This window comes from Nocardia sp. CS682, from assembly GCF_004634405.1.
GTDB classification, from domain to species: Bacteria; Actinomycetota; Actinomycetes; order Mycobacteriales; family Mycobacteriaceae; genus Nocardia; species Nocardia ninae.
Window position 1 is genome coordinate 5,097,485 of record NZ_CP029710.1, and the last position, 26,187, is coordinate 5,123,671.

Below are 26,187 nucleotides of genomic sequence, written 5' to 3' on the forward strand. Positions count from 1 at the left end.
GTCCTGTTCTGACAGCATGACGAGCGTGATCAACGCACTGCGGTCCGCGCTGGACAAAGCACGGCGGCTGCCGGGTGCGGTCTGGTACCTGGCGGTCGGCGGTGTCACCTCGATGCTCGCACTGTTCGCGGTGGTCGGCTTGCTGATCGTCGGCGCGTTCTGCCTGATCGGCGTAGGGATACCGGCGCTGCCCGAGGCGATCCGGTTGGTCCGGCCGTTGGTGTCGTTCGATCGGCGCAGGGCGGCACGGTATCTCGGTGCAGCGGCGGCGGATGCCTATCAGCCGTTCACCGGTGGGCTACGGCAGCGGGTCGCGACGGTGTTCACCGATCCGGCGAACCGCCGGGACTTCGGTTGGCTGGTGGCGCACGCGCTGACCGGCATCTATCTCGCGGTCTTCGCCATCGCGCTGCCGCTGAGCACCCTCGCTCAGCTGGCGGTCCCGGAATTCTGGCAGCTGTTGCCGCCGGGGCAGGAGTTCGCCAGTTTCGGTTTCGTGGTCGACTCGTGGCCCAAGGCGATTCTCAGCTTCTTCCTTGCGTTCCCGGTCGCCCTGGTGACCTTGCAACTTCCGGTGGCCGCGCGCTGGCAGGCGATGGCCACCCACGCCCTGCTGAAACCGACCGAGGGCACCATGCTGGCCGACCGCGTCGCGGCACTCACCGCGACCAGGGCGGCCGCGCTGGACGCGCACGGTGCCGAGCTGCGCCGGATCGAGCGTGACCTGCACGACGGCGCGCAGGCCCGGCTCGCGGCGGTGATCATGCAGCTCGGGCTGGCCGACCAACTGCGCGAACAGGATCCGGAGACGGCGCAGGGTCTCGTGCGCAAAGCGCAGGACACCGCGACGGCCGCGCTGGCCGAACTGCGTGACGTGGTGCGCAACGTGTATCCGCCGGTGCTCACCGATCGTGGCCTGGCGAGTGCCATTTCGGCGGTGGCCGCCCGCAATCCGATTCCCTGTGTGCTGGATCTGCGCGAGGTGGGCAGGCGTCCCGCCGCGGTGGAGGCGGCGGCGTACTTCGTGATCACCGAGGCACTCACCAACGCCACCAAGCACTCCGGCGCCGCGGGCATCTCCCTGGTGCTCGGCGGTGCGCCGGAGCTGTTGACGATCGAGGTCCGCGACGACGGGGTGGGCGGTGCCGTGGAGACCTACGGCGGCGGGCTGGCCGGTATCCGGCGCAGGGCCGAGGCGCTCGACGGCCGGATGACGCTGACCAGTCCACCCGGTGGCCCTACTGTATTGCGGGTGGAGTTGCCGTGCGGGTCATGATCGCCGAGGACAATGCCCTGCTGCGGGAGGGTCTGGTGCTGTTGCTGAGTACGGCGGGCATCGAGGTGGTGGCCGCCGTGGACAACGCGGACGACTTCCTCGCGGCGGTGGCCGCGGATCGGCCGGACGCGGTCGTCGTCGATGTGCGCCTGCCGCCGACGTTCACCGACGACGGTTTACGCGCGGCCGTCAGCGCGCGCAAGCTGCACCCCGGCCTGCCGGTGCTGGTGCTGTCGTCCTGGGTCGAGGACAGCTACGCCGCGGAATTGCTCGGCGACGGCATGGGTGGTGTCGGCTATCTGCTCAAGGAGCGGGTCGGCAAGGTGGACCGCTTCCTTGATTCGCTGCGCCGGGTCGCCGCGGGCGGCACCGCGATGGACCCCGAGGTGATCTCGCAACTGCTGGTGCGGCGCAAGGCCGATGACCCGATGGCCGCGCTGACCGTCCGTGAGCGTGAGGTGCTGGCACTGATGGCCGAGGGGCACAACAACGCGACCATCGCCGAGCGGCTGGTGGTCAGCGAAGGCGCTGTGCACAAACACATTCGGAGCATTTTCGCGAAGCTCGGCCTCTCCACCGAGGATGTCGGCCACCGGCGCGTACTCGCCGTACTGGCCTACTTGAACGCGTGAAGCCCTGAACCCGTTGGGGTTCAGGGCTGCACGGCTCCCGTCAGTCGACCCGACAGGTCATGTCGTCGGCCGGCAGGGTGCCGTCGTGGAAGTAGGTGTTCACCGCCGAGTACACGCAGGAGTTCTGGTAGCGCCCGAAGATCCAGTGGATCGGCACATCCTGCAGGGTGACCATGCGGGACGCGCTCAGGTCGTTGTGCATGGCGAGCGCTCCGTCGTACGCGGTCCTGGTGTCACCGGTGGACTGCACGATCATGGCGGGCACCGCATTGCGCACCACCGTGGCCGGTTCGGCGGGCGGGGCCCAGAATGCGCACGGGGTGATGTTGTTGGTGAACCCGGCGAACACCGGTTGGGCGGCGCGGGCGGCCTCGATGTTGCGCCAGTAGAATCCCGGATCCCTGGGCGCGGCGACGTCACCGCACATGATGGCCATCTGCGACGAATTGTCGTTCGGACGGGCCTTCAACGCGAATCCCAGTGTGGCGTTCAATGTTTCGTCGGGCTGGGCGGGCTTGCCCGCGGCGGCGTCGGCGATGGTACGGATTTGGCCTGCGAGCATCCCGTACTGGTCCGGGCTGTCCAATCCGACGAACAGCACCACCGGCAGCCAATGTTCGTCGATCTCGTACTCGCCCAACCGGATCGGCTTTTCCGCGGCCTGTTCGATCAGATCCTGGACAGCGCCGCGGACTTGGGCCCGGCTGGTGCCGAAGTGGTACTCACCGTCGCGGGCCGCGACCCAATCCGCCCACAGGTCGAGCGCGGCCTCGTTGGCCGGACCCATGGCCTGCATCATGCCGACCGTCCCGTAGGCGTCCGGGTCGGCCGCGCTGTCCAGCACCATCCGGTCGCTGCGTTCGGGGAACATCTGCATGTACACCGCGCCGAGGTAGGTGCCGTACGAGGTGCCGTAGTAGCTGATTTTCTCCGCGCCGAGAATGCCGCGGATGACGTCCATGTCCCGCGCGGTGTTGCGCGTGGTGATGTACGGCAGGCGAGCTCCTTCGGCGGCGGCGCAGCGGGCGGCCAGATCGCCATGTATCGCAACGGATTCCGCGAAACCCGCCGCGTCGAGGCCCGCCGAGTGCAACCCGAAGCCGATCGGCCACCCGCAGTGGACGGCGGACGAGCGTCCGACGCCACGCGGGTCCATGCCGATCAGGTCGTAGCGGGCGCGCACCTCGGGCGTCATCGCCTTGCCGACATCGACCATGAAGTCCAGACCCTCGCCGCCGGGTCCGCCGGAGTTGGACAGCATGACGCCGCGTTGCGGTGCGGGGTCGGTGCCCGCGATCCGGGAGATCGCAACGGTGAGCGTGGGCCCTTGTGGATCAGCGTAATTCACCGGCACGGTGACATCGGCGCACTGCGCCCCGGCCTCGTCCAGTTTCGGAACCCCGCAGGATTTCCACTCCAACTGCTGACTGGTGAACCGTTCCGGCACCGGGGTTTGCGGCTTCGCCTCGGCCTTCGGACCGGCACAGCCGATCAGTCCGGTACAGGCCGCCAGGCCGGCCAAGGCGACCGTCAGCCCTTTCGCGCGTTTCACTGTTGCTCCTCGGAAGTTGTTCGGCCGCACCCGATATGGGGGCCGTGGTTACTGGTGGATGAGGTGATCACGAGGCGCACAGGGCGGCGTCCAGCACGCCGTTGACCGCGTCGGCCTCCTCCTCGGTGGCCGGCAGCTGGTTGACCGTGACGGTCACCGCGGTGCCGTCGGCCGTCACGCCGTTGCGCGTCTCGAAGCCGGGAATGCTGCCGCCGTGGCCCCAGACCTCTTTGCCGCACGGCGCGGTCCGGTGGATCAGGGCGAGGCCGTAGTCCGCGCCCGGCATGCGGTCGAACGGGACGGTGCGCTTCATCTCGGCCAATTGCGCAGGCGGCAAGATCTTTCCGGCCAGCAGCGCGGTGAAGAACCGGTTCATGTCGGTGGCAGTAGCGATCATGTCGCCCGCGGTGGCACCCCAGGACGGGTCGAAGTCGGTGAAATCGACTGGCTTACCGTCGATCCGGTGGTAGCCGCGGGCGTGCGGGCCGCGGATACCGGTCTCGCGGGCGGCAGGCACATAGGTGTCGCGCAGGCCGAGCGGCTCGAGGATCCGGCGCCCGATCTCGTCGGCGGCCGGATTGCCGGTCACCCGCTCGATCAGCAGGCCGGCCAGCAGGTAGTTGGTGTTGGTGTAGACGGACTTCGCGCCCGGCTCGAATTGGGGCGGGGCCGTCATCGCCCGGCGGACCAGCTCGGTCATCTCGAAGTGCTGCCACCGCAGCGTTTCCTCGTCCGGGTCGATCTGTTCGGAATTCTGCGTCGTGATGCCGTCGCCCGCACCACGACCGAGGTAGTCCGGCACGCCGCTGGTGTGCTGCAACACCTGGCGCACCGAGATCCGGTTACCGTCGTTGCCGTTGCCCTGCACCATGCCGGGCAGGTAGCGCTCGATCGACGCGTCCAGGTCGACCTTGCCCTCGGCCACCAGCTGCATGATCACCGTCGCCACGTAGGTCTTGGTGTTGCTGCCGATCCGGACGCGCGCGTCGTCCGGGAACGGTGCGCGGGTGTTCAGGTCGCCGACCCCCGCGGTGAACGTCCGATGTCCGGCCGGCCCGTCGATCACCACCTGCACGCCGGGAAATCCCTGGCGCACCACCTTGTCCATCGCGGCGGCCACGGTGGGCGGCGTCGTCTTCGCCGCCTCGTCCGGTGCGCCCACCGACGTCTCACCACCGCACGCGGCCGCGGCGAGCACCGCGCCCGCCACTACGACCGAGAGGGCCGCTTTACCGGAGTTGCGCCGAAATGGGTTCATGAGCAGTGTCTTCCTCCTGTTCGAGCCGGAAGGCATGGGTGCGTCCCCGACGATTTCGAGCCTAGGAACCGGGAGCCCTCGCGCCCATGCCGCGCGCACCCGAATGCTGGGTACTGTCTGCTGGCGTGCCGTGGTGGTGCTAGCACCACCACGTCAGTTGGTCGTCACGGAAATCTCAGCGATTCATTGGTTGGATGTCTGTAACGATGACGTCAGATCAACAGTGGCTCATCGGTGACGTCGCCGAGCTTGGCCGACGAAGACGTCGGACGATTGTCTACGTTCATAGCTGGAGGTCCGATGGTGAGAGAGGGGACCGAATGCTGAAGTTCGCTGTGCTCGGCGAGGTTCGTGCGTGGCGCGACGAGCTGGAGCTCGATCTCGGCTCCAAACAGCGCCGAGCCTTGCTGGCAGCCCTGTTGCTGCGCAGCGGACGTTCGGCAACGGTGCCGGAACTCATCGACGGCGTCTGGGGCGAGCATCCGACGCCGAGCGCGATCGGTGCGCTCCGCAATCACATCCTGCATCTGCGCCGAGCCTTGGAGCCGGAGCGCCCGTCCGGCGCGCCTGCCACGGTGCTCGTCGGGTTCGGCGGCGGCTACGCGCTGCGGCTGGCCCCCGGCGCGGTGGATGTGGAGCTGGTCGACGACCTGCTGGTCGAGGTGCAACCGGAGCGGATCGGCACCGATCCGCAGCACACGGTCGAGCTGGTGCGCGATCGGCTCGACACCGCGCTGCGGCTCTGGTCGGGTACCCCGCTGGCCGGGTTGCCCGGCCCCTACGCCGATCGGCAGCGCACCCAGCTGATCGAACGCCGGGTCGCGCTGCTGGAGCAGCGCATCGAGCTGGACCTGCGCCTGGGTCGCTATCCGGAGGTGATCGCGGAGCTCACGCCGCTGTCGGCCGAGCACCCGATGCGCGAGCAACTGCGCGGCCTGCTGATGACCGCGCTGTATCACGCGGGAAGGCAGGCCGAGGCGCTCGCGGTGTACGCCGACACCCGCAAGGTGCTCATCGAGCGGCTCGGCATCGAACCCGGCCAGCCGCTCGCCGAGCTGCACCAGCGCATCCTGCGCGGGGATCTGCGTGCGCCACAACGCGATACCGGCAGTGCGGCGATGATCGTGCGGCCGCCGCGCCGCACGGTGGCGCGGGTCGCGCAGCTGCCCGCCGACGTCGTCGACTTCACCGGTCGCACCGAGACGGTCCGGCGGATCAGCGAATGGCTCACCCGCGCAGACGGTTTCGCGGTGCCGGTGTGTGTGATCAACGGTATGGGCGGTATCGGCAAGAGCGCGCTGGCGGTGCATGTCGGCCATCGCGTCCGGGACCGATTCCCGGACGGGCAGCTGCACGTCGATCTGCACGGTTTCGCGCAGGCCCGCGGTCGCGACCGAGCAGGTACCCCGGCGGCGGACACCCTCGGCGATTTCCTGCGTGCCCTCGGCGTCGCGGAGGGTGAGATCGCGCCGACGCTCGCCGAGCGCTCGGCGCAGTTCCGCAGCATCCTCGACGGCAAACGGGTGCTCGTCGTGCTGGACAACGCGCGCGACGTGGACCAGGTGGCCCCGCTGATTCCGGGCACGCCCGGCTCCGCAGTGTTGATCACGAGTCGTTCCTCGATGCCCGAATTGCCTTGTGTAGTGGGCGTTCTCAGCGTGCGGCTCGATGTGCTCGCCCCGGTCGAGGCGCACACCCTGCTCGCCGGGATCGCCGGCCTGCGGCGGGTCGCCGCCGAGCCCGCCGCGGTGCACAGCGTGCTCGAGGCCTGCGGCGGATTACCGCTGGCCGTCCGGATCGTCGGCGCGCGGCTGGCGGCCAGGCCGAGCTGGACCATCGGCAGCCTGGCCGAGCGGCTGGCCGACGAGCAGCAGCGGCTCGGCACGCTGCGCAGCGGCGATCTCGCGGTCGAGGCGGCGTTCCGGCTCAGCTACGACCAGCTCGATCGCGCGCAGGCCAGGGCCTTTCGGATGCTGGCTGCGCCGGAGGTCGCGGAGATCTCGCTCGACGGCGCGGCCGCCATCCTCGGCGCGGACCGGATGCTGGTCGAGGAGCTATGTGAATCGCTCGTCGACCTGAACCTGATGGAGACCAGTTCGTCCGGGCGCTACACCTATCACGATCTGCCGCGCTTGTTCGCGCGCGAACTCCACCTCGTTCCCGAGGCCGACGACCCCACCTCCGGTGCGCTGGCCCGGCTACTGGACTTCTACCTGGCCACCATGAAAAACCTGATGGTGGTGTGCAATCCGGGATCGCGCTTGCCGGAACACTTGGGCGACACCGTGGCCGGCGGACTGACGTTCACCGACAGCATCGCCGCGCAATACTGGCTCGATGTCGAGCGACCGAATCTGATCTCGCTGTACGAGCAGACCGCGCGGGTGGGTGGTCCCGCGCTCGTGCTCGCGGCCGACATCGCCTGGGCCACCGCGGAATTGATCGACGGCGGCCCGCACTGCCAGGAGCTGTCCCGTGCGCTCGACAAATTGCTCGCCGCGGCGTTGCGGGCGGGTGACCGCCGCGTCGAATGCCGGATCAGGGTGACCCTCGGTGCGAACTACAGCTACTCGCTCGGCACGCTGCGCCGGGGCCGCGACCACCAGCGCATCGCGCTCTCGCTGAACCCGGCCTCGGCCAGCGACGTGCGGCTGATCGCGTTCGCCGGGCAGCTGCTCGCCTCGTCGACCAGGATGGGCACCGAGACGGCGGCCTCGCTCGCGCACGCCGAGCGCGCGATCCGGCTGGCTCGCCGGGTCGAGGATCCGGCGGTCGAGTGCGCCAGCCTGGTACACATCGCCAAAACCCTCTCCGACGGTGGGCAATTCGTCGCCGCCGAGGCCAGGGCGACGGAGGCGAAGACGCTCGCCGCCAAGATCGGCAATGCCGCGCTGGAGGCGATGGCGACGCACGAACTCGGCGTCAGTCGGGCCTTCCAGGGCGACCACGCCCACGCGATCGAGCTGTGCCGCGAGGCGGTCCAGCTGGCCCGGCTCAGCGGGGTGGAACTGCGCGAAGGCTGGGCGCTGGCGCGGCTGGCGCATGTACACATGATGGCCGGTCAGCCGGCCCAGGCCGAGCCGATCGCGGACGCGGCGATCCGGATGCTCAACCGCGCGATCGGGCCACTGACCAGGGCCAGGGTGCTGGTGATGCACGGGCTCATCCTGCAATCCCTCGGCCGGACCCATCAGGCGTACTGCGCATACCGTTCGGCGGCAGAGGCTTTCGCGCCGATGGAGGACGCGCACTTCACCCACGAGCGGCTCGACAGCGAGGTGGAGGCGCCGATCCTGCAATTGCTCCGCGAACACCTGGACGAGGTGATCGCCGAACGCAAGCAGCGGCGCAATCGCGCCGCCGGGTAGGGCCTGGACAGAAAAAGCGGGAAGCCCGAACGGACTTCCCGCTTTGTCGTGCCGGCGTCAGTGCCCGCCGTTGTCCTTCAGCCGCTGGATCGAGGCGGCAACCTCGGTCTCGGCCTCGGCGCGGCCGACCCACTCCGAGCCCTTCACGTACTTGCCCGGCTCGAGATCCTTGTAGCGCTCGAAAAAGTGCTTGATCGCGGCCAGCTCGAACTCCGGCACATCCTTCAGGTCCTGGATGTGGTCCCAGCGCGGATCGCCGGCCGGTACGCACAGCACCTTGTCGTCGCCGCCTGCCTCGTCGACCATCTTGTACATCGCCACCGGGCGCACCTCGATGAGGCAGCCGGGGAACACCGACTCGGGCAGCAGGACCAGCGCGTCCAGCGGGTCACCGTCCTCGCCCAGGGTGTTCTCGATGTAGCCGTAGTCGGCGGGGTAGACCATGGAGGTGTAGAGGTGCCGGTCGAGCCGGACCCGTCCGGTCTCGTGATCGACCTCGTACTTGTTCCGAGAGCCCTTGGGGATCTCGATGGTGACGTCGAACTCCACGCCATCTCCTTCGGTGCATCTATGAGCATGAGCAGTAACGACTGCCGACTCGCCAGGTTGTTCGGGGGAACGGTTGCGCAACGAGGATAGTGTGGTCGGCGGGGACATGGGTGCGGCAGGCGGCTGCTGCGGAAATCAGTCGAGGAGAGCTGCGGGCTGTGGTTGGTAAGAACATCGGTGGCTTGGCTGCCCGGCGGCGCCGCAATCTCTGGATCGGGTTCGGTCTCACGCTGGCCGTGGTGCTCGCGGCGGGCGGCGGGGTGCTGCTCACGGTCAAGCCGTGGACCGACGAATTCCGGCACGGCGGGCTGACCACGGCCGCCCCGCCCGCGCCGGTCCGCCCCTTTCCACAGGTCGCCCCCGCGCCGTCGAACGCGCCCGCGCCGAGCCCGGCCGGGGTGGCCGCCGCGCTCGCGCCGGTCATCGGCAATCCCGACCTTGGCGCCTTCGCCGGGCAGGTCACCGACGCCGACAGCGCGACGGTGCTGTGGAGCGGCGACCCGAACCGGGCGATGATCCCATCGTCCACGGCGAAGATCCTGCTCACCGCCGCCGCGCTGCTCACCCTGCCCGCGGACCACCGGGTGACCACCAAGGTGGTGGCCGGGACCGCGCCCAACGAGCTGGTGCTCGTGGGCGGCGGTGATCCGACGCTGACCGCGGAGCCGGAGGGCAAGGGCTACTACCCGAACGGGCCGCGCCTGTCCGACCTGGTGAGCCAGATCAAGAGCTCCGGCCGGGCCGTCGACACGATCCTGGTGGACACCTCCGCCTACACCGGGCCGTCCATGGCCCAGGGCTGGGATCCGATCGATATCGGCGACGGCTCGATCGCGCCGATCGATCCGGTAATGATCGACGGCGGCAGGCTCCGCCCGCTGGTCGAATACTCGCCGCGCACCCCGACACCGGGCTTGGATGCCGGGCGCCGACTGGCCACCGACCTGGGCCTCGACCCGGCCAAGGTGCGGCTCGGCACCGCGGCGCCGGGTGCGGCCGAGGTGGCGAGCGTGCGCTCGGCGCCGCTGCGCGACCGGCTGCGCGACCTGATGGTCTACTCCGACAACGTGCTCGCCGAGACGGTCGGGCGGGAGATCTCGGTCGCCACCGGCGGCGAGGCGTCGTTCACCGGCGCGGTCAACGCGGTGAACGCCGCGCTGAGCAAGGCGGGATTCGACGTGTCCGGCGTGGTCATGCACGACAACAGCGGCTTGTCGGTCGACGACCGGATTCCGGCGCGACTGCTCGACCGGATCGTGGCCACCGCGGCCAAGCCGACCGCGGCCACCGCGATCCAACCGTCGAACACCATGGCCAGGCCCGAAAACGACCAGCTCGCCACGACTTTGGCACCGCTGCTGGACGCACTGCCGATCGCCGGCGCGACCGGCTCGCTGACCAGCCGCTACGTCGTGCGCGACCGCAACGCCGCGGGCTGGGTGCGAGCCAAGACCGGAACTCTGTCGGTGTCCAGCGCGTTGGTCGGGTATGTGCTGGACGCCGACGGGCGGGTGCTGACCTTCGCGTTGATGTCGAACGATCGACCGCCGGAGGTGAGCAGGCCCGCCTTGGACGCGATCGCAGGCACGCTACGCAACTGTGGATGTTCGTGACGGGTGGTTGACAATGCACGGAGAAAATACCGACCCAGCTGACGCAGGCACGGGCAGTTCCGTGCTGCCTGCCGCCGAGGGCGCGGTCGACCGGTCCACGGGCCGGTCGGGGTTCTCCGGTGCCGTCGACTGGAAGCTGGCCGCGAAGACCGGCGCCGCGCTGGTGCCGTCCGGCCCGCGCACCTCGCGCTACTCGGCCGAGCAGGTCGTCGCCGAACTGGCCACCGCCTCGGTGCGCGCCGAGGGACCGGTCCGGGAAGTGAGCGGGTTGCTCGACGACCAGCCGGTGCCCGCCGCCCGGATCGTCGACCGGCCGGGCTGGATCAGCGCGGCCGCCGACTCGATGTCCCAGCTCACCGGCGCCGGTGCCGACACCGGCGAGCGCGGACTGCTGCAAGGCAAACCGGCGGGCGTGCAGGCAGGCGCGATGCTTGCCTTCCTGTCCACCGCGATCCTCGGCCAGTACGACCCGTTCACCGGGCCGGACGGCACGCTGCTGCTGGTCGCGCCGAACATCATGGCGGTCGAGCGCGCACTCGGCGTCTCGCCCAGCGACTTCCGGCTCTGGGTCTGCCTGCACGAGGTGACTCACCGGGTGCAGTTCTCCTCCGCGCCCTGGCTGGCCGACTACATGCGCGCCAATGTCGAGGTGCTCGGCGAGGTCGGCGACGAGCCGCTCAACCAGATGCTGTCGCGACTGGTCGAGGAGGTGCGCGACCGCCGCCGCGGCGGCACCCCCGACGATCCCGCCGCCCGCGGCATCGTCGGCCTGCTGCGCGCCACCCAGGCGCCGCCGCAACGCGAGGCCCTCGACCGCCTGCTCATGCTCGGCACCCTGCTGGAAGGCCACGCCGATCACGTGATGGACGCCGTCGGCCCCGCCGTCGTGCCCTCGGTCGAACAGATCCGTTCCGCCTTCGACCAGCGCCGCAAGCGCCCGACCAACCCGCTGCAGCGCATCATGCGCGCGCTGCTCGGGGTGGACGCCAAGGTCGCGCAGTACGTGCGCGGCAAGGCGTTCGTGGACGACGTGGTCGGCCGGGTCGGCATGGAACGCTTCAACACCATCTGGACCGACGGCGAAACCCTGCCGCGCACAGACGAAATCGAGCACCCGGAACGCTGGGTCAGCCGCGTCCTCGGCTGACGACCGGCCGGTCCGGTAGCGGTGCACGTGGTGCGCGGCCTATGAACAGAGGCGTGCCGTCCAGCACCGAGGCCGTGCGGAGGCGGACGGTGGGCCCCCGCTGGACGTGCGGCGGGTCGGTACGCTCCGGATATGAGTCGTGTGCCCGGGCAACCCGCAGGGGTTGAGCGTCCGGTGCCTGGTTCACGGGCACGACTGCCCGAGACGGCGGCGGTGCTGGAGGTTCGGCGGGCTGTTCGAGGTTGGCTGGGGGAGTACGCGTCGGGCGGTGTCGCCGTTGCGCTGTCCGGTGGGGCGGACTCGTTAGCGCTCACTGCGGCTGCGGTTGTCGAGGCGGACGCAGTCGATGCCCTCGTGGTCGACCATCAATTGCAGCCGGGCTCCGACGTGGTCGCGGCCGATGCCGCGGCGACGGCGCTCGCGCTCGGCTGCCGATCAGCGCGGGTGCTCGCGGTCGACGTCGTCGGTGCCGGCGGCATGGAAGCCGCGGCGCGGCGAGCGCGGTACGCGGCGCTGGACGAAGCCCGGCACGGGCTGCCCGTGCTGCTCGGACACACTCTGGACGATCAGGCGGAAACCGTGCTGCTCGGATTGGCACGCGGGTCCGGCGGTCGCTCGATCCAAGGCATGGCCGCCTGGGCCGAGCCGTGGGGCAGGCCGCTACTCGGGGTGCGGCGCGCGATGACCCGGCAGCTGTGCGTCGACGCGGCGCTCACCCCGCACGAGGATCCGCACAACACGTCGTCCGAGTTCACCAGGGTGCGCCTGCGCACCGAGGTGCTGCCTTTACTGGAGGACGTGCTCGGCGGTGGCGTCGCCGCCGCGCTCGCGCGCACCGCCGAACAGTTGCGCGCCGACGGCGCCGTGCTCGACGCGCTTGCCGGTGAGCTGCTGCACACCGCCGGTGATGGCGCGACGCTGTCGATCGAGACGCTCGCCACTGCCCCCGCGGCCCTGCGCCGCCGGGCGATCCGGGCCTGGCTGCTCGCGGGCGGGGCGAAAGCGCTGACCGGCAAGCATTTACGCGCGGTGGAGGAGCTGATCACCGATTGGCGCGGGCAGGGCGGCGTCGCCGTCGGCGGCGGCTCGGCAGGTAGCAGGTTGGTCGCGGCGCGCGAACATGGCAGGCTGACACTGCGGCGTGAGCGTCAGGCCCGGAGGCGGTAGCGAAGCGTGACCACGCAGGGCCAGGGAACGCCGCCAATGTTTACTGCGTCTGCGCAGCGGCTGATGACACATAATGGGTCGGCCGTCCGGGAGCGAAAACCAGAAGGGAACAGCTGACGTGTACGGGGACGACATCGCGTCTGTTCTGATCACCCAGGAAGAGATCGCAGGCAAGACGAAAGAGCTGGCCGAGCTGATCGCCAAGCGCTATCCCGCGGACGCCCCCGAGGGTGACCTGCTGCTGGTGGGCGTGCTCAAGGGCGCGATCTTCTTCATGACCGACCTCGCCAAGGCGTTGCCGATCCCGACCCAGATGGAGTTCATGGCCGTCTCGTCGTACGGGTCGTCCACCTCCTCCTCCGGCGTGGTCCGCATCATGAAGGATCTGGACAAGGACATCGCGGGCCGCAATGTGCTGATCGTCGAGGACATCATCGACTCGGGCCTGACGCTGTCCTGGCTCAAGCGCAACCTATCCACCCGCAATCCGGCCTCGCTCGAGGTGGTCACGCTGTTACGCAAGCCGGACGCGTTACGCACCCACGTCGACGTCGCCCACGTCGGCTTCGACATCCCGAATGAATTCGTCGTCGGCTACGGCCTCGACTACGCGGAGCGCTACCGCGACCTGCCCTACATCGGCACCCTCGACCCGAAGGTCTACTCCTAGCCCCGTCAGCGGTCGGGGAGTATTCCGAAAATCGTTGCGGGCGAGCCGGAGCCGCGACGATAGAGCGGCCCGCCGACCAGGATCCAGGCCCCCGTCGCCGGGATGGCCGCCAGGTTGGCCAGGCATTCCAGGCTGATGCGGTGGTCGCCGTAGAGCAGCTTGGAGACGGTGTAGGTGTCGTCGGTGCCCAGGTCGGGACCGAAGGTGTCGATGCCGAGCGCGCCGCGATGGCCGAGCCGGCCGGTGCGCAGCAGCCATTCGATGGCCTCCACCGCGAAACCCGGTTGATGGTGCGCGGATTCGGCCGTGCCGAGGAATTCCGCAGTGCCCCACTTGGCATCCCAGCCCGTCCAGGCGATCACCGCCGCGCCGTTCGGAATGCGCCCGTGCCGCCCCTCCCACTGCTTCAGATCCGCGACGGTGATCGCGTAATCCCGGTCGCGGGCGCACCGCTCCCGGACGTCGACCTTCACCGCGGGCAGCAGCAGATCGTCCAGGTCCAGTTCGTCGGCGCCGAGACCGTCGGAGTGGAAGTGAATCGGTGCGCCCCAATGGGTTCCGGTGTGCTCGCCCTGCTGGATGTAGCGCAGGTAGTAGCCGTCGTTGGCGACCGTCGCCACGATGTCGGTGCGGAACTCCGGATCGTCCGGATACAGCGGGGTGGTGGCCGGATCGTGCACATGCGACAGGCTGACCAGCCGCCCGAGCGGCCGCGGCGAGGTCATCGCTTCCGCTGCGGGATGGCCCGCGCCAGCGCGAGCAGATCGGCCTCTAGCCAGCGGAACAACCGGTAGGTAACCACGAAAGCCAGGATGCCACCCACGCTGAGCATGCGGACCGGAACGATCACCAACTCCAGATCTTCGGCGTCGACGAAGGTCGCACCCGCCACCCCGAGCAGCGGCACCGACGCGGCGACGCCGAGGTAGAAGTTGCCGCGCCGGGCCAGCTTTCGCAGCTGGCGCTCGTCGCCGGGCCCGATCCCGCCGCGCACCAGCAACTGTGGATACACCGAGCGGACCGCGTAGACCGCGATCGGGAAGAACGGATACGCCAGCGCGATGGCGGCGCAAACCACCTGTGCGGCAAAGAAATGCAGGAACGTCTTCGGTGGTAGCTCGACACCGGACAGGGCCAGGCCGAGCGGCCAGATCACGCCGGCGACGAGCCAGAAGCCGAACGGCACCAGCACCGCCCAGTCGGCCATCAGCAAGGTGTCGCGGCGGGCCTTGGCCAGCGTCTGCGCGGAATACGCACGGCCGCGCGCCAACCGGAAGCCGATGGTCAGCGGCCTGCGGGTCAGGAAGATCAACAGCAGTGCCGCGACCGGGAAGGCGATCAGATTGTTGAGCAAGCCGACCGTGGCGAACCGGTCCTGGTCGGCCGCCGACATCCGGTCGACGATCAGCGACTGGTTCAGCTGGATGTTGTACCAGCTGGCGAGCGCGTTCGGCACGCCGATGCAGACGGCCGCGAACGGGATCAGCCAGCCGCGGCCCCGGTAGGCCAGGCTGGCCGGCGGCGGATCGGTCAGGTTGCGCGCGCGGGCGTCGAGGCACAGGTCGAGCTGACCGGCCAGCTCGAAGCCGTTGCGCCAGCGCTGTTCCGGGTCGGCGTGCAGGCAGTCCAGCAGCACGCGGCGCAGCGCCGCCGGGGTGTCCGCGGGCAGCCGGGACAGCGCCGCCTCGGTGACACCGGCGCGGCGTACGGCGAGCATGCGCGCGTAGGTCTCGGCGGCTGATTCGCCTGCCCGTGGGGCGTCATCGAATGGGCTAGCGCCCGAGAGCATTTCCCACAGCAACACACCCAACGCGTAGAGATCGCTGCGGGTGCCCGGTGCGGGTGCGGCCGGGTCGAGCAGCCGGGCCAGCTGCTCCGGCGACTGGTATGGCAGCGAATCATCGACTTGCGCAGCAGGATTCGTCATCGGCCGTGGACCCGACTCGCGCAACGCGAAATCGGCCAACTTCGGAATACCCTCGGCGGTGAACAGGACGTTCGCCGGTTTGATGTCGTGATGCTGCACGCCGTGGTGCTCCGCGTAATCCAGCGCGTCGGCCAGCCGCCTGCCCACCCAGGCCACCGTCTCCGGCCAGCTCAACGCCGTGATCTCGGCCCGCACACTCGAATCCGACGGCCGGATCTCACCTTTCGCCGCCATCGCCGTGTCGATGGCGCGCAGCAACAACGCGCCACCATCGGACTCGGGGCCGGTGCGCCGCTGATCGAGCACGCCGACCGCAGTGCCGCCGGGCAGGTACTGCATATAGACGAGCCGGGGTGCGTCGGCGCCGAGCCGGGTGCTGTCGGTGCTCAGCACTCGCTGATCGAAGACTCGGACGACGTGCGCGTGGTCGAGCTGCGCCATCGTGTGCGGTGCGGCGGCGCGACCCGCCGAAAGACGCACCGCGACAAGGCGTTGCATGGATCGCTGCCTGGCCAGGAAGACGCGTCCGAGCAGGCCGCTGCCGAGGTCGGTGATCAGGTCGAAGTCGTCGATGCGCCGACCGGGGTTCAGCTCGGCCAGCGCGGCAACGGCTTCGGTGGTTTCCGCGGTGCCGAAGTCGTCGATATCGAAGTCGGCCAGCCGTTCGAGGACCGCGTCGGCGAGCTCCGGATACTCGGTGAGGAATTCCTCGACCGCCAGCGGTGCGTGGCGGCGTCGGGCCAGGAACTCCTCGCAGACCAGGTCGGCCAGCTCGGGGCTGTGCTCGACCTCCGGAAACTCCTTGCGGTACTCCGCGATCCGCTTGCCGAGGTCGGCGTCGCGGCCCCAGCGCTCGCGCAGATCGATGCGCAGCAGATCGGTCAGCACCGCGAGCCGCACCTGGGTGCCGTCGGGCACGTAATCCGCGATCAGCGGCGGCGTGACGCGCTCAGCCCGCAGGCAGCGCTGCCAATCGGCGGCGAACCGCGCGACGGCGTCGGCGCGCGACGACGTCACGTGCGAGTCTCCACGGCAGCCGCATCCGCCGCGCGCTCGGCCGTACCGGCCTGCCCGCCGGCCGACGCAGGCGAAACCACCCGCTCCAGCGCGCGCAGGTCGGCTTCCAACGCACGGAACAGCAGGTAGGACACCACGAAGGCGATGATGCCGCCCGCGCACAGCACGCGCACCGCGAAGATCACCATCGGAATGTCGGACGGCGGCAGGAACGTCACCCCGGCCACCGCGAGCAACGGCACCGACGCCGCCACCGCCAGGTATCCGTTGCATCGCCGGTCCAGCCCGCGCAGCCACACCGCGTCCGCCGGACTGATGTCACCGTGCCGGAGGAACAGGGGATAGATGCAGCGCACCATGTAGAAGGTCAGCAGGAAGAACGGATAGGCCACCGCGATGGCGCCGCACACCACCAGCGAGGCGAGGAAGTGCACGATCGCCCGCGCGGGCAGGTCGCCGGTCACCAGTTGCAGCGTGAGCGGAAAGGTGAAGCCGGACAGCACCCACAGCGAAAACGCCACGGCCACCGCGCGATCGCCGAGCAGTAGTGCGTCGCGTCTGGCATGACAGAGGGTGTCCGGGTCGTAGCGCCTGCCTTTGCGTAGCCCGCGCGGCACCGTCAGCAGCGACCTGGACATGTACACCACGATCGCGATGCCCACCGGAAAGAACACCGCGTTCACCACACCGGTGATGATCACGAAGCTGTGCTGCGCCTCCTCGGTCAGCCTGCTGATGATCAGATGCTGGTTGTGCTGGATGTTGTACAGCGAGGCAAGCACATTCGGCAGCCCGACCGACAGCAGCGTGACCAGCACCATCCACGGCCGCAACCGCAGCCGCCAGCTGTTGGGCGCCGGGTCGACGAGCTCACGGGCGCGCGCGTCGAGACAGAGTTCCAGCTGCCTGGCCAGGACGCATCCGTTGGCCCAGCGCATGGACCGATCGGGCGAAAGACAGCTCAGCAGCACCCGGCGCAGCGCCGCCGGGCAGTCGGCCGGTACCCGTTGCAGCGCGGCCGCGTCCACGCCCGCGGTGCGCCGCTCGAGCATGGCCTCCAGCGTCGTGTCGTCGCCGTAGCCGTCGGCGCCCGCGGTGCTGTCGTCGAACGGCTTTGCCCCGGTGAGCAATTCCCACAGCACCACACCGAGGGAGTAGATGTCGGCCCGGGTATCCAGATCCGCCGCGCTGCGGCCGAACCCGGGATGGCAGGCCTCCAGCTGCTCGGGCGACATGTACGCCAGCGAACCGCCGAAATAGGCCACCGGACTGGTGCCCTCGACATTGCGGCTGAAGCTGATGTTGAAGTCGGCCAGCTTCGGCACCGCCTCGGCGGTCAGCAGCACATTGGCCGGCTTCACGTCACGGTGCAGCACGCCGTGCGCCGAGGCGTAGTCGAGCGCCTCGGCCAGCCTGCGCCCCAGCCACGCCACCGTCTCCGGCCAACTGAGCGAGGCGATCTCGGCGCGCACGCTGGAGTCGGTCGGCCGGATCTCGCCCTTCTCCTCCATGGCCGCGTCCACGGCGTCGAGCAGCAGCTGACCGCTGCGCTCGGCGGGCGGGGTGGCGCGCACCCAGCGCAGCACGCCGAGCAGCGTGCCGCCCGGCAGGAACTGCATGTAGAGCAGCCGCAGCCTGCGCGCGGCACCGGCCTCGGCGTCGTCGAGCAGCCGCTGGTCGAACACGCGCACGATGTAGTCGTGGTCGAGCTGGGCCAGCGTCTGCGGCTCGGTGCCGTGGTCGGCGGAGATCTTGACCGCGACCAGCCGCTGCAGGGACCGCTGCCTGGCCAGGAAGACGCGGGCGAACGCGCCGCTGCCCAGCCCGGTCAGCAGGTCGAAATCATCGATCCGCTGGCCGATTTCGATCCGGTCGAGCGCGTCGAGGTGGCCGGCCCCGGCGCCGACCGTGGTCGGCACGGCTGTCGCCGTTCCGGTCAGGCCGGTGGTTGCTCGGGTCACTTCTGAACTACGGACGGACTCGGTGGTTCGGTTCAATTCGCTGTCGAGAAAGGCGGCTCTGGTCCGGGCGAGCGCGGTCCGGGTGGAATCCTCGACCGCCGCCCGCCGGGTGCTCTGATCGTCGTCATCGGCGTTCAACATGGCGCGCAGTTCGCTAGCCTGGTGCGGATATTCGCGCAGACATTCGCGCGGATCCACTCGTTCGCCGCTGTGGCGGCGGATGACGAACTCCTCGTACACCAGCCCGGCCGGGATACTGCCCGGTACGAGTTCGGGAAATTCGGCGCAGTATTCGGCGAGACGTTTGCGGGTCTGCGGACGTGGCTGTTCCGGCAGGGCGGAGTCTTGCCCGGACTTGCGCAGCCAGCGGTGCCGCAGGTCGACGCGGATCAGCTCGAGCAGCGCCTCGGTGCGCAGCGTCCGCGCGTCCGGCAGGTACTCGGCGATGTCGGGCGGGTGGGCAGCGGCGGAATCTTCCCAGGCCGCGGCGAAGGCGGCGACGGCGTTGAATTCGGTGCGCAGTGGGTGGTTACCGAAACCAGCGCTCGCCGCGAAACCCGCGGTGGAATCGGAACTTCTATCGGCGTTGGCACTCATTCTCGGACCTAGTGGCTCGGCGGATACCGGAGAATCCGCACTGGTCGGTCGGTTAGATATCGCGGAGAAATTCCGCCACACCCGCCGCCATCATCCCCCGAGCAGTATTCGGAATGATAACTTGCGGCTTGAGAGCGATCACCCGAATTCGACAACGATGCGACGGGGGACGACCAGCACATGCAGATCAAGGCCACAGCGGTGGCGGATGGTTCGGCGGACACCGAAACTTCCGGCACGGAAACAGCCGCCGATCACCCGGCGGTCGCGCAGATCAATCCGAAACAATCGACGCTCACCCAGGTGGCCGTCGCACAGTCACCGGCTCCCCGATCCGACGTCGAGGCGAGCGCGCCCGCTCAAGATAGTCCGCTGGGTGCCTGCGACCAAATCGCGGTCGGCCAGGACCTCACCCGCGGCCCGGCGACGGCCATCGCGGCCGGTGTCCGCGACGGCTCGCTGACCGCGACGGAGGTGGTCGAGGCCACCGTTGCCCGGATCGTCGCCGAACACCGGAACACCAATGCGTTCAGCGTCATTCGGACCGAGAAGGCCCGCTCCGAGGCGGCGGCGCTGGAGCAGCGCGCGGATCTGGACGTGCTGCCGCTGGCCGGTGTGCCGATCGCGATCAAGCACAACATCGCGGTGGCGGGCGAGACGATGCGTTCGGGTTCGGCGGCCACCGATGCCCGCCCGGTCGCCGATGATCATGCGGTGGTGCGCAGGCTGCGCGCCGCGGGCGCGGTGATCGTCGGGCTCACCACCGTGCCGGAGCTCGGGCTGTGGGGCACCACCGATACCCCGGACCGGATCACCGGCAATCCATGGAATGTCGCGCGCAGCGCGGGCGGCTCGTCCGGCGGTGCGGCCGCCGCGGTCGCCGCCGGGCTGGTGCCGATCGCGCACGGCAACGACGGGCTCGGCTCGCTACGCATCCCCGCGGCGTGCTGCGGCGTGTTCGGCATCAAGCCGGGGCGCTACACGGTGCCCGCGGAGATCGGCGTGGACTCCTGGTCCGGCATGATCGAAAACGGTGTGCTCGCAACGACAGTCGGCGACGCGGCGCTCGCGCTATCGGTGCTGGCCGCCCGTCCGGACCTAGCCGAGGTGGATCCACCGGGCCGACTACGCATCGGCCTAGCCGTGGCTCCGCCGTACCGCTTCTTCCGCGTCGACCGGCAGTGGACCAATGCCGCCCGCACCGCCGCCTCGGTGGCCGCGGCGGCAGGCCATCTCGTCGAGCCGACCACGCTGCCCTACGGCGACGCGCTGATCTCGATCTTCTTGCGCTGGTTGGCCTTCGGTTCCCGCGACGCCGCCGTGCTACCGAATCCCGAACGGCTGCAACCCCGTACGCGCAGGCACCTGGCGCTCGGCCGCCTGGTCCAGCGACTACGCCTGGTGCGCCCGGCGCAGGTCGACCGGGTCGAGGCCCGGCTACTCGAATACTTCGAACGCTACGACGTGGTGATCACACCCACGCTCGCCGGTCCGCCGCCCAAGGCGCGGGCCTGGCACCACCGCGGTTGGCTGGCCAATGTGCTTGCCAGCTCGCGGTTTTCCCCCTTCACCCCGCTCTGGAACCTGGTCGGCTGGCCCGCCGCGTCCATCCCGATGGGCATGCACGCCGACGTCGGCACGCCGGTGGCCGCTCAGCTGGCCGGTCCGCCGGGGAGCGAATCCACCCTGCTGCGGTTGTCCGCGCAACTGGAATCGCTGCACCCCTGGCGGCGCACCATCAACTGATCAAGCGCTGACGGCGGGTTGCGGCTGCTGCACCGAGAACCCGCCGTCGACGGCGCGTCCGGCGAACTCCAGAATGGTCGGGCGCTGGTCGTCGGCGCGCCACGCCACGGCAAGCTCGCACGGCGCGAGGCCGGCCACCGGTCGCGCGGTGAGGCCGGGCCAGCGGTACATCGGCACGTTGTTCTCGGCGAGCAGGCAGACGCCGAGGCCGAGGCTCACGGCCTCCAGCTTGTCCTCGGGGGTCGCCGCCTCGGCGCCGATCTTGGGCTGGCGTCCGTTGCGCGCGTCGTTGCCGAGCCAGAAGTCGCGCACCGCACCGGCTTCGGTGGGCAGCGCGATGAACGGCTCGTCGAGCAGGTCGGTGAACTCGATGGTTTCCCGATCGGCCAGCGGGTGGTTCTCCGGGAGTAGCACCCAGCGCGGCTCGGTGCGCAGCACCTGCCAGCGGTAACGGTTCGGGTCGGGCAGCGGCAGCCACACCAGCGACAGGTCGGCTTGCCGGCCGGCCAGGCCGCTGGACGGGTCGGTCCACGAGGCCGCGTGCAGTGCGAGCCGGTGGCCGCTGGCGCTCTCCAGGTCGTTCAACAGTCCACGCCCGAGCGCGGATTGGATGCCGACGCGCAGCACCTCGCCCGCCTCCTGCAGCGAGACGTTGGTGACCTCCCAGAGCTCCAGGATCTTGCGCGCGCCCTCGAGCAGTTCCTTGCCCGCCACGGTCAGGGCGACGCTGCGCTGGTTGCGGTCGAACAGGACCACGTCGAGCTGGCGTTCCAGCTGCCGGATCTGACGCGACAGGGTGGGTTGAGCGATGTGCAGCCGCTGAGCGGCGTTGGTGAAGTGCAGTTCCTCAGCGACGGCGACGAAATACCGCAGGTCGCGCAAATGCGGGTCCATAGCCCCTTGCTATCAGAATCAGTCCTGAATTTCCAGCCTTATCAGGCCAGAAAGTTCGGATACGGGTACCAAAACATTCGACAGGTTTGTTAGGGACAGCATATTGCTTGTGATGGTGTGACGCACCATCGACTCCGCGAATGTTGGGCATGCAGCCGCTCGCCTAGGCGGTGAACCGCATCTGGGCGCTTGACCAGCAATGATGTTCGCTCGGAGTGTGTCGAGCAAGCCCGAACTGGCGGTCTGTATGGTTGCCGTTCGTCCGCTGGACACCCCCATCTGGCCGACCAGCGGTGATTTGCCCCCTCTATAGTGACTTTCATCACAATTTGGTTTGTATTGCTGCAAGTCTCGCAATTCGGACCTTCGCTACGCACGCAAAAGCGCCGCGGCCCGGCCGAATCCGGGACCGCGGCGCCGCTGCCGTACCGGGATCAGACGCTGCGGGCGCGATCCTCGTAAGCCTTGCGCTTCTCCGCGTCGACGTCGTCGAGGAAGGCGTGACCAGCGCCGAGCGCCCTGGCGATGCCGTCGCCGACCGCGTCCGGCAGCAGGCCGACCACCTGCGAGATGAAGCCCGCCACCGCGGTCACCCTGACCTTCGACTTCGGCGCGACGATCAGCCCGACGATGGCGTCGGCGATCTCCTCCGGCTCGGCCGGGCGCAGCAACTTCGGCGCGGTGACGCCCGCACCCAGCTCGGTGTTGGTCAGCGTCGGCAGCACCGAGGAGAAGCGCACACCGGATTCCCGGTACTCCTCGCGCAGCGTGTCGGTGAAGCCGAGCACCGCGTGCTTGCTCGCGTTGTAGGTGGCCAGGCCGGGGATGTGCGTCTCGCCGGCGAGCGAGGCGATATTGATGACGTGGCCGCTGCCGCGCGGCAGCATCCGGGCCAGACCCAGCTTGGAGCCCAGGATTACGCCGTAGACATTGATGTCCAGGATCCGCCGGGTGATCTGATCCGGCTCGTCCACCAGCTTGCCGGTCGGCATGATGCCCGCGTTGTTGACCAGCACGTCGATCGGGCCGACGGTGCGCTCGACCTCGTCCAGGAAGCTCTCGAACGAGGTGGCGTCGGTGACATCGAGCTTGCCGTACAGCTCGAAGCCGCGGGCGGTGCCGGACTCCTTGACGGTGGCTTCGTCGATATCGCCGATCGCGACCTTGGCGCCGAGCGCCTGCAGCGCGGTCGCGGTGGCCAGCCCGATGCCGCGGGCGCCGCCGGTGATGACGACGACCTTGCCGCGAATCTTCGAAGTGTCGGTCACTTGTTGTCTCCCTTGAGTTTCAGCACAGCAGGAATGTCGATCCGGCGCAGCCCGCGCGCCCCGGCGGCCCGCATCGCGGCGACGGCGAACAGCAGTTTGGGCATCTGATAGGGGAACCAGAACAGTTCCTTTTCCTGGGTCGGCAGCAGCGGGGTGGTGATCGCCTGCTGACGGCAGTACTTGCGGACGCCGTTGGCGCCGCCCCAGCGCGCGCCGACGCCGGACTGGCCCCAGCCGCCCATCGGCAGAGCGAAGCTGAACAGGTTCACGAACACGTCGTTGATGTTCACCGCGCCCGCGTTGAGCTGTCGGGCGATCCGCTCGCCGCGCTCCTTGTCGCCGGTCCACACCGACGCGGACAGCCCGTAGATCGAATCATTGGCCAGCCGAACGGCTTCCGCCTCGTCGGCCACCTTCATCACCGGCAGGGTCGGGCCGAAGGTCTCCTCGGTGACGCAGGACATGGTGTGGTCGACATCGACGAGCACTGTCGGCTCGAACGCGGTGCCGAACCCGGCTCGCTTGCCGCCGGTGAGCACCTTGGCCCCGGCCGCGACGGCCTCGTCGACATGGCGCTGCACGATGGAGGTCTGGTTCTCGTTGGCCAGCGCGCCGACGTCGTGCTTGGACTCGCGGCCGTCGATGCCCTGGCGCAGCGCCTTGACGTTCGCGGTCAGCTTGGCCACGAACTCGTCGTAGACCGGCGCCTCGACGTACACCCGCTCCACCGAGATACACACCTGGCCGGAGTTGAACATGCCGCCGAACGCGATGCCGTGCGCGGCCCGGTCCACATCCGCGTCGGACAGCACGATGGCCGGGTCCTTGCCGCCGAGTTCCAGGCTGTACGGGACCATCCGCTCGGCGCAGGCCACGGCGATCTTGCGACCCGTCGCGGTCGAGCCGGTGAACTGGATATAGTCCGCGTTCTCGATGACGGCGGCGCCGGTCGCGGCCGCGCCGGTGACCACGGCGAACACCGGCGGAGCGCCGATTTCGGCCCAGCCCCTTGCCATTTCGAGCGCGGAAAGCGGTGTCACCTCCGACGGCTTCAGGATCACGGCGGCGCCCGCGGCCAGCGCGGGGAACACGTCGAGCGCGGGCATGGCGAGCGGGAAGTTCCACGGTGTAATGACGCCGACGACCGGATACGGCTTGTACGCGGTCGTCAGCTTCTTCACCCGCGCCAGCGGGCTGTGCGGGGACGGATGATCGTCGGCGAGGAACTTGGCGGCGCGACGCGCGTAGTAACCGAGCAGATCGGTGGCGAACGCGGGATCGATCAGTGAGTCGACGCGCGGCTTGCCCGTCTCGGACTGCACCACATCGGCGATCGTGTCGGTGTTGTCGATCAGCCAGTCCTGCAATTTGAGCAGCCATTCCTTGCGGCCGTTCGGGCCGATGGCTTCCCATTCCGGCTGGAACAGCCGCAGCTCGCGGACCTTGGCCGCCACTTCGTCGGCGCTCATCGCGGGCACCGTCCCGACCACCGCGCCGGTGCCGGGATTGCGCACCTCGATGACGGCGGCTGCCTGGTCCGCCGCCTTCTGCGCAGTTGTCTTAAGCGCCGGTGCCTTTTTGGCCGCGCCGGGCGCTGGTTCGGTGTTGGTCACGCTGTTCTCCCACTGACGTTGTGCTGTGAACCGCGTGGGCTGACTTATGTGAGTCAGGCCACTGAACTATGAGAGTGGCACAATTCGAGGGGAGATTCTTGGCTCAGTTTGTCAACAGAGTCGAGTGGATTTGTGCTCTGCGAACAAATGGAGGCGTCGTGACGGCCGCATCACCCGATCGCATCGGACCGAACAGTGCAGTGGTCCGCGACTGGCTGGCGGAGTACGTCTTCGAGACGATGCGCACCGAGACCCTCGAGCAGATCGTGGCCCGCCTCGACAGCGCCATCATCGCGCGCGTCCCGGAACTCGCCGACCGCGATGTGCGCCGCGACCTCGCCGCGAGCACCCGCGCACACGCCAGGGCCGTGCTGAGCGGAATCACCAGTGACACTTTCGAATACGCGCTGCCCGAGGAGGCGCACGCCTTCGCGCGCACGATCGCCCGGCGCGGTTTCGAGCTGCGCATGCTGCTGCGCACCTATCACGTCGGGATGGAGGCGGTGCTCGACTACATGAGCGAGGCCGTCGATCAGCGGCAGGCGCCGCCGGAGATCGAGCGCGCGGTGATGCTGCGGATGTTCGAGCGCGCGACCAAGTGGGTCAGCCTGTCGGTCGAGTTGCTCACCGACACCTACATGGAGGAGCGCGAGCGCGTCCTGCGGGCCGCGCTCAACCGGCGCACCGAGACCATCCGCGCGCTGCTGGCCGGTGACGAGCTGGACGTGGACCAGGCCTCGGTCCGGCTCGGTTATCGGCTCACCCAGCGGCATGTCGCCTTCGTGCTGTGGACCGACGAGAGCGAATCCGGCAGCGGGGACGGCGAGGTCATCGGTGTGCTGGAACGGGTCGCGGCCAGGGTGGCCGCCGGGATCGGCAACGGCCGGGTGCTCACCGTGGCCTCCGGGGCCAGCGGGATGTGGGCGTGGGCCGGGCTGGACGACCTGCCCGGCGCGGATTCGAGCCGCAACGAACAGGGACCCGGTGAACCCGGCGCGCTGGAGCGCATCGCCGCCGGGCTGGTCGAAGCCCCGGTCCGGGTCGCCTTCGGCGTGCCCGCCGGGCAGGTCGCCGGATTCCGGCAGAGCCATCGCGAGGCGGTGGCCGCCAGGCAGGTGGCCGAGCGTGGTCCGGCGGGCACGCCACGGGTGATCGGCTATCGCGAGGTGGAGGTGGCCTATCTGGCCGGCGCCGACGACGCGGCGATGCGCGGTCTGATCGGGCGGGAATTGCGCACGCTGTCCGGTACCGACCCGAACGCGGCGCGGCTACGCGAGACGCTGCACGCTTACCTGAAAAGCCATCGCAGCCCGGAGGCCACGGCGAAACTGCTCGGAGTGCACAAGAACACGGTTCGCTACCGGATCCAGCGCATCGAGGAACTGCTGGGCTATCCGATCGAGCAGCGCAGCCTGCCGTTGGAGCTCGCCCTCGCCTGCGTCGCCGCGTACGGGGTGGCCGCGCTGCCCTGAATCAGCGATCAGTCGGCCGTCGCTTCGCCCGCGGCCACCCGGCGCAGCGGCGGATCGGCCGGCGCTACGGCCGGGCGATCGGGTAGGTCGGCAAGCAGTTGGGTGGTGGCCGCGGCGATGGCCGTGACGGCCTTGTCGACGGCCGCCTTGGTGGTCGAGCTCAGGCCGGACACACCACCGACCGTGCGCACGTACTGCAGTGCGGCAGCATAGATTTCCTGCTCGGTCGGGGCAGGTTCCAGGCCGCGAAGGAGGGTGATGTTACTACTCATGCGAGCACAGTAGCTCTCGCACACGCTGTGCGGCAGAGCAAGAAAACACCCGGACCGAAATTCGCGCGGCCCGCCCAGGTGCGCGGCACCGCCTCCGGTGCTCGGGCAGGGACGGGCAAACTCCGGCGCGCCAGCACAGACACGCAGAATTCGTCCCATTACACAGGCTCTTCCAAGATCTATGGGGA

General features: G+C 69.3%; 19 protein-coding genes. 9 read left to right on the forward strand and 10 right to left on the reverse strand.

Going from position 1 to position 26,187, the window contains the following annotated elements; translation table 11 throughout:
• Window positions 1-16: 16 nt before the first annotated feature.
• The gene (locus DMB37_RS22990; protein ID WP_135234469.1) at window positions 17-1,276 is read left to right on the forward strand and encodes a sensor histidine kinase; all 1,260 of its coding nucleotides are present in this window, start codon (window positions 17-19) and stop codon (window positions 1,274-1,276) included.
• Entirely contained in the window at window positions 1,264-1,908 is a 645-nt protein-coding gene (locus DMB37_RS22995; RefSeq protein WP_135234470.1) for a response regulator transcription factor, read from the forward strand. The genes DMB37_RS22990 and DMB37_RS22995 overlap by 13 nt, the downstream gene beginning before the upstream one ends.
• Window positions 1,909-1,948: 40 nt before the next feature.
• Here the strand turns inward: DMB37_RS22995 and DMB37_RS23000 are convergent, their stop codons facing one another.
• Together DMB37_RS23000 and DMB37_RS23005 are read right to left on the reverse strand one after the other, a co-directional pair.
• The gene (locus DMB37_RS23000) at window positions 1,949-3,460 is read right to left on the reverse strand and encodes an alpha/beta fold hydrolase (RefSeq protein WP_240771626.1); all 1,512 of its coding nucleotides are present in this window, start codon (window positions 3,458-3,460) and stop codon (window positions 1,949-1,951) included.
• A 67-nt stretch (window positions 3,461-3,527) separates the two neighbouring features.
• The gene (locus DMB37_RS23005) at window positions 3,528-4,718 is read right to left on the reverse strand and encodes a beta-lactamase family protein (protein WP_240771627.1); all 1,191 of its coding nucleotides are present in this window, start codon (window positions 4,716-4,718) and stop codon (window positions 3,528-3,530) included.
• 320 nt (window positions 4,719-5,038) lie between these two features.
• Between DMB37_RS23005 and DMB37_RS23010 the strand changes: the two genes are divergently transcribed.
• On the forward strand, window positions 5,039-8,086 hold the full coding sequence (locus tag DMB37_RS23010) for a BTAD domain-containing putative transcriptional regulator (RefSeq protein ID WP_135234472.1): 3,048 nt from the start codon (window positions 5,039-5,041) through the stop codon (window positions 8,084-8,086).
• Window positions 8,087-8,143: 57 nt separating this feature from the next.
• On the opposite strand, the gene DMB37_RS23015 is transcribed toward DMB37_RS23010, so the two are convergent.
• Window positions 8,144-8,635, reverse strand: coding sequence for an inorganic diphosphatase (locus DMB37_RS23015; protein ID WP_107653814.1), 492 nt, complete (start codon window positions 8,633-8,635; stop codon window positions 8,144-8,146).
• Between the two features lie 158 nt (window positions 8,636-8,793).
• Here DMB37_RS23015 and dacB point away from each other — a divergent pair, with 158 nt between their 5' ends.
• The 4 genes from dacB (at window position 8,794) to hpt (ending at window position 13,232) form a co-directional block, all read left to right on the forward strand.
• On the forward strand, window positions 8,794-10,248 hold the full coding sequence (gene dacB / locus DMB37_RS23020) for a D-alanyl-D-alanine carboxypeptidase/D-alanyl-D-alanine-endopeptidase (RefSeq protein WP_370465183.1): 1,455 nt from the start codon (window positions 8,794-8,796) through the stop codon (window positions 10,246-10,248).
• A gap of 13 nt (window positions 10,249-10,261) precedes the next feature.
• The gene (locus DMB37_RS23025) at window positions 10,262-11,395 is read left to right on the forward strand and encodes a zinc-dependent metalloprotease (RefSeq protein WP_135234473.1); all 1,134 of its coding nucleotides are present in this window, start codon (window positions 10,262-10,264) and stop codon (window positions 11,393-11,395) included.
• 132 nt (window positions 11,396-11,527) lie between these two features.
• Window positions 11,528-12,562 carry a tRNA lysidine(34) synthetase TilS gene (gene tilS, locus DMB37_RS23030; protein WP_135234474.1) on the forward strand — a complete coding sequence of 345 codons (1,035 nt, stop codon included), beginning with the start codon at window positions 11,528-11,530 and terminating at the stop codon, window positions 12,560-12,562.
• Window positions 12,563-12,680: 118 nt separating this feature from the next.
• Window positions 12,681-13,232, forward strand: coding sequence for a hypoxanthine phosphoribosyltransferase (gene hpt, locus DMB37_RS23035; protein WP_107653817.1), 552 nt, complete (start codon window positions 12,681-12,683; stop codon window positions 13,230-13,232).
• Window positions 13,233-13,237: 5 nt separating this feature from the next.
• Here the strand turns inward: hpt and DMB37_RS23040 are convergent, their stop codons facing one another.
• From DMB37_RS23040 to DMB37_RS23050, 3 genes are read right to left on the reverse strand one after another with little or no spacing between them, the layout of a single operon-like run.
• Window positions 13,238-13,957, reverse strand: coding sequence for a cyclase family protein (locus DMB37_RS23040; protein ID WP_135234475.1), 720 nt, complete (start codon window positions 13,955-13,957; stop codon window positions 13,238-13,240).
• Entirely contained in the window at window positions 13,954-16,176 is a 2,223-nt protein-coding gene (locus tag DMB37_RS23045) for a serine/threonine-protein kinase (RefSeq protein ID WP_135234476.1), read from the reverse strand. The genes DMB37_RS23040 and DMB37_RS23045 overlap by 4 nt, the downstream gene beginning before the upstream one ends.
• A complete protein-coding gene (locus DMB37_RS23050) occupies window positions 16,173-18,734 on the reverse strand; it encodes a serine/threonine-protein kinase (protein ID WP_135234477.1) in 2,562 nt (853 codons plus the stop codon). The genes DMB37_RS23045 and DMB37_RS23050 overlap by 4 nt, the downstream gene beginning before the upstream one ends.
• Before the next feature lie 180 nt (window positions 18,735-18,914).
• On the opposite strand from DMB37_RS23050, the gene DMB37_RS23055 reads away from it, so the two are divergent.
• Window positions 18,915-20,480, forward strand: a complete 1,566-nt coding sequence (locus DMB37_RS23055) for an amidase (protein WP_135234478.1) — start codon at window positions 18,915-18,917, stop codon at window positions 20,478-20,480.
• On the opposite strand, the gene DMB37_RS23060 is transcribed toward DMB37_RS23055, so the two are convergent.
• From DMB37_RS23060 to DMB37_RS23070, 3 genes are all read right to left on the reverse strand, one after another.
• Window positions 20,481-21,374: a LysR substrate-binding domain-containing protein gene (locus DMB37_RS23060; protein ID WP_107653822.1), complete on the reverse strand. Its 894-nt coding sequence runs from the start codon at window positions 21,372-21,374 to the stop codon at window positions 20,481-20,483. It abuts the gene before it with no gap.
• A gap of 434 nt (window positions 21,375-21,808) precedes the next feature.
• Entirely contained in the window at window positions 21,809-22,642 is an 834-nt protein-coding gene (locus DMB37_RS23065; protein WP_135234479.1) for an SDR family oxidoreductase, read from the reverse strand.
• Complete coding sequence (locus DMB37_RS23070; protein WP_135234480.1) at window positions 22,639-24,255, reverse strand: aldehyde dehydrogenase family protein; 1,617 nt, start codon at window positions 24,253-24,255, stop codon at window positions 22,639-22,641. The genes DMB37_RS23065 and DMB37_RS23070 overlap by 4 nt, the downstream gene beginning before the upstream one ends.
• 158 nt (window positions 24,256-24,413) lie before the next feature.
• Between DMB37_RS23070 and DMB37_RS23075 the strand changes: the two genes are divergently transcribed.
• The gene (locus DMB37_RS23075) at window positions 24,414-25,727 is read left to right on the forward strand and encodes a CdaR family transcriptional regulator (protein ID WP_240771628.1); all 1,314 of its coding nucleotides are present in this window, start codon (window positions 24,414-24,416) and stop codon (window positions 25,725-25,727) included.
• An 8-nt stretch (window positions 25,728-25,735) separates the two neighbouring features.
• Here the strand turns inward: DMB37_RS23075 and DMB37_RS23080 are convergent, their stop codons facing one another.
• On the reverse strand, window positions 25,736-25,999 hold the full coding sequence (locus DMB37_RS23080) for a DUF2277 domain-containing protein (RefSeq protein WP_135234482.1): 264 nt from the start codon (window positions 25,997-25,999) through the stop codon (window positions 25,736-25,738).
• Window positions 26,000-26,187: the final 188 nt, after the last annotated feature.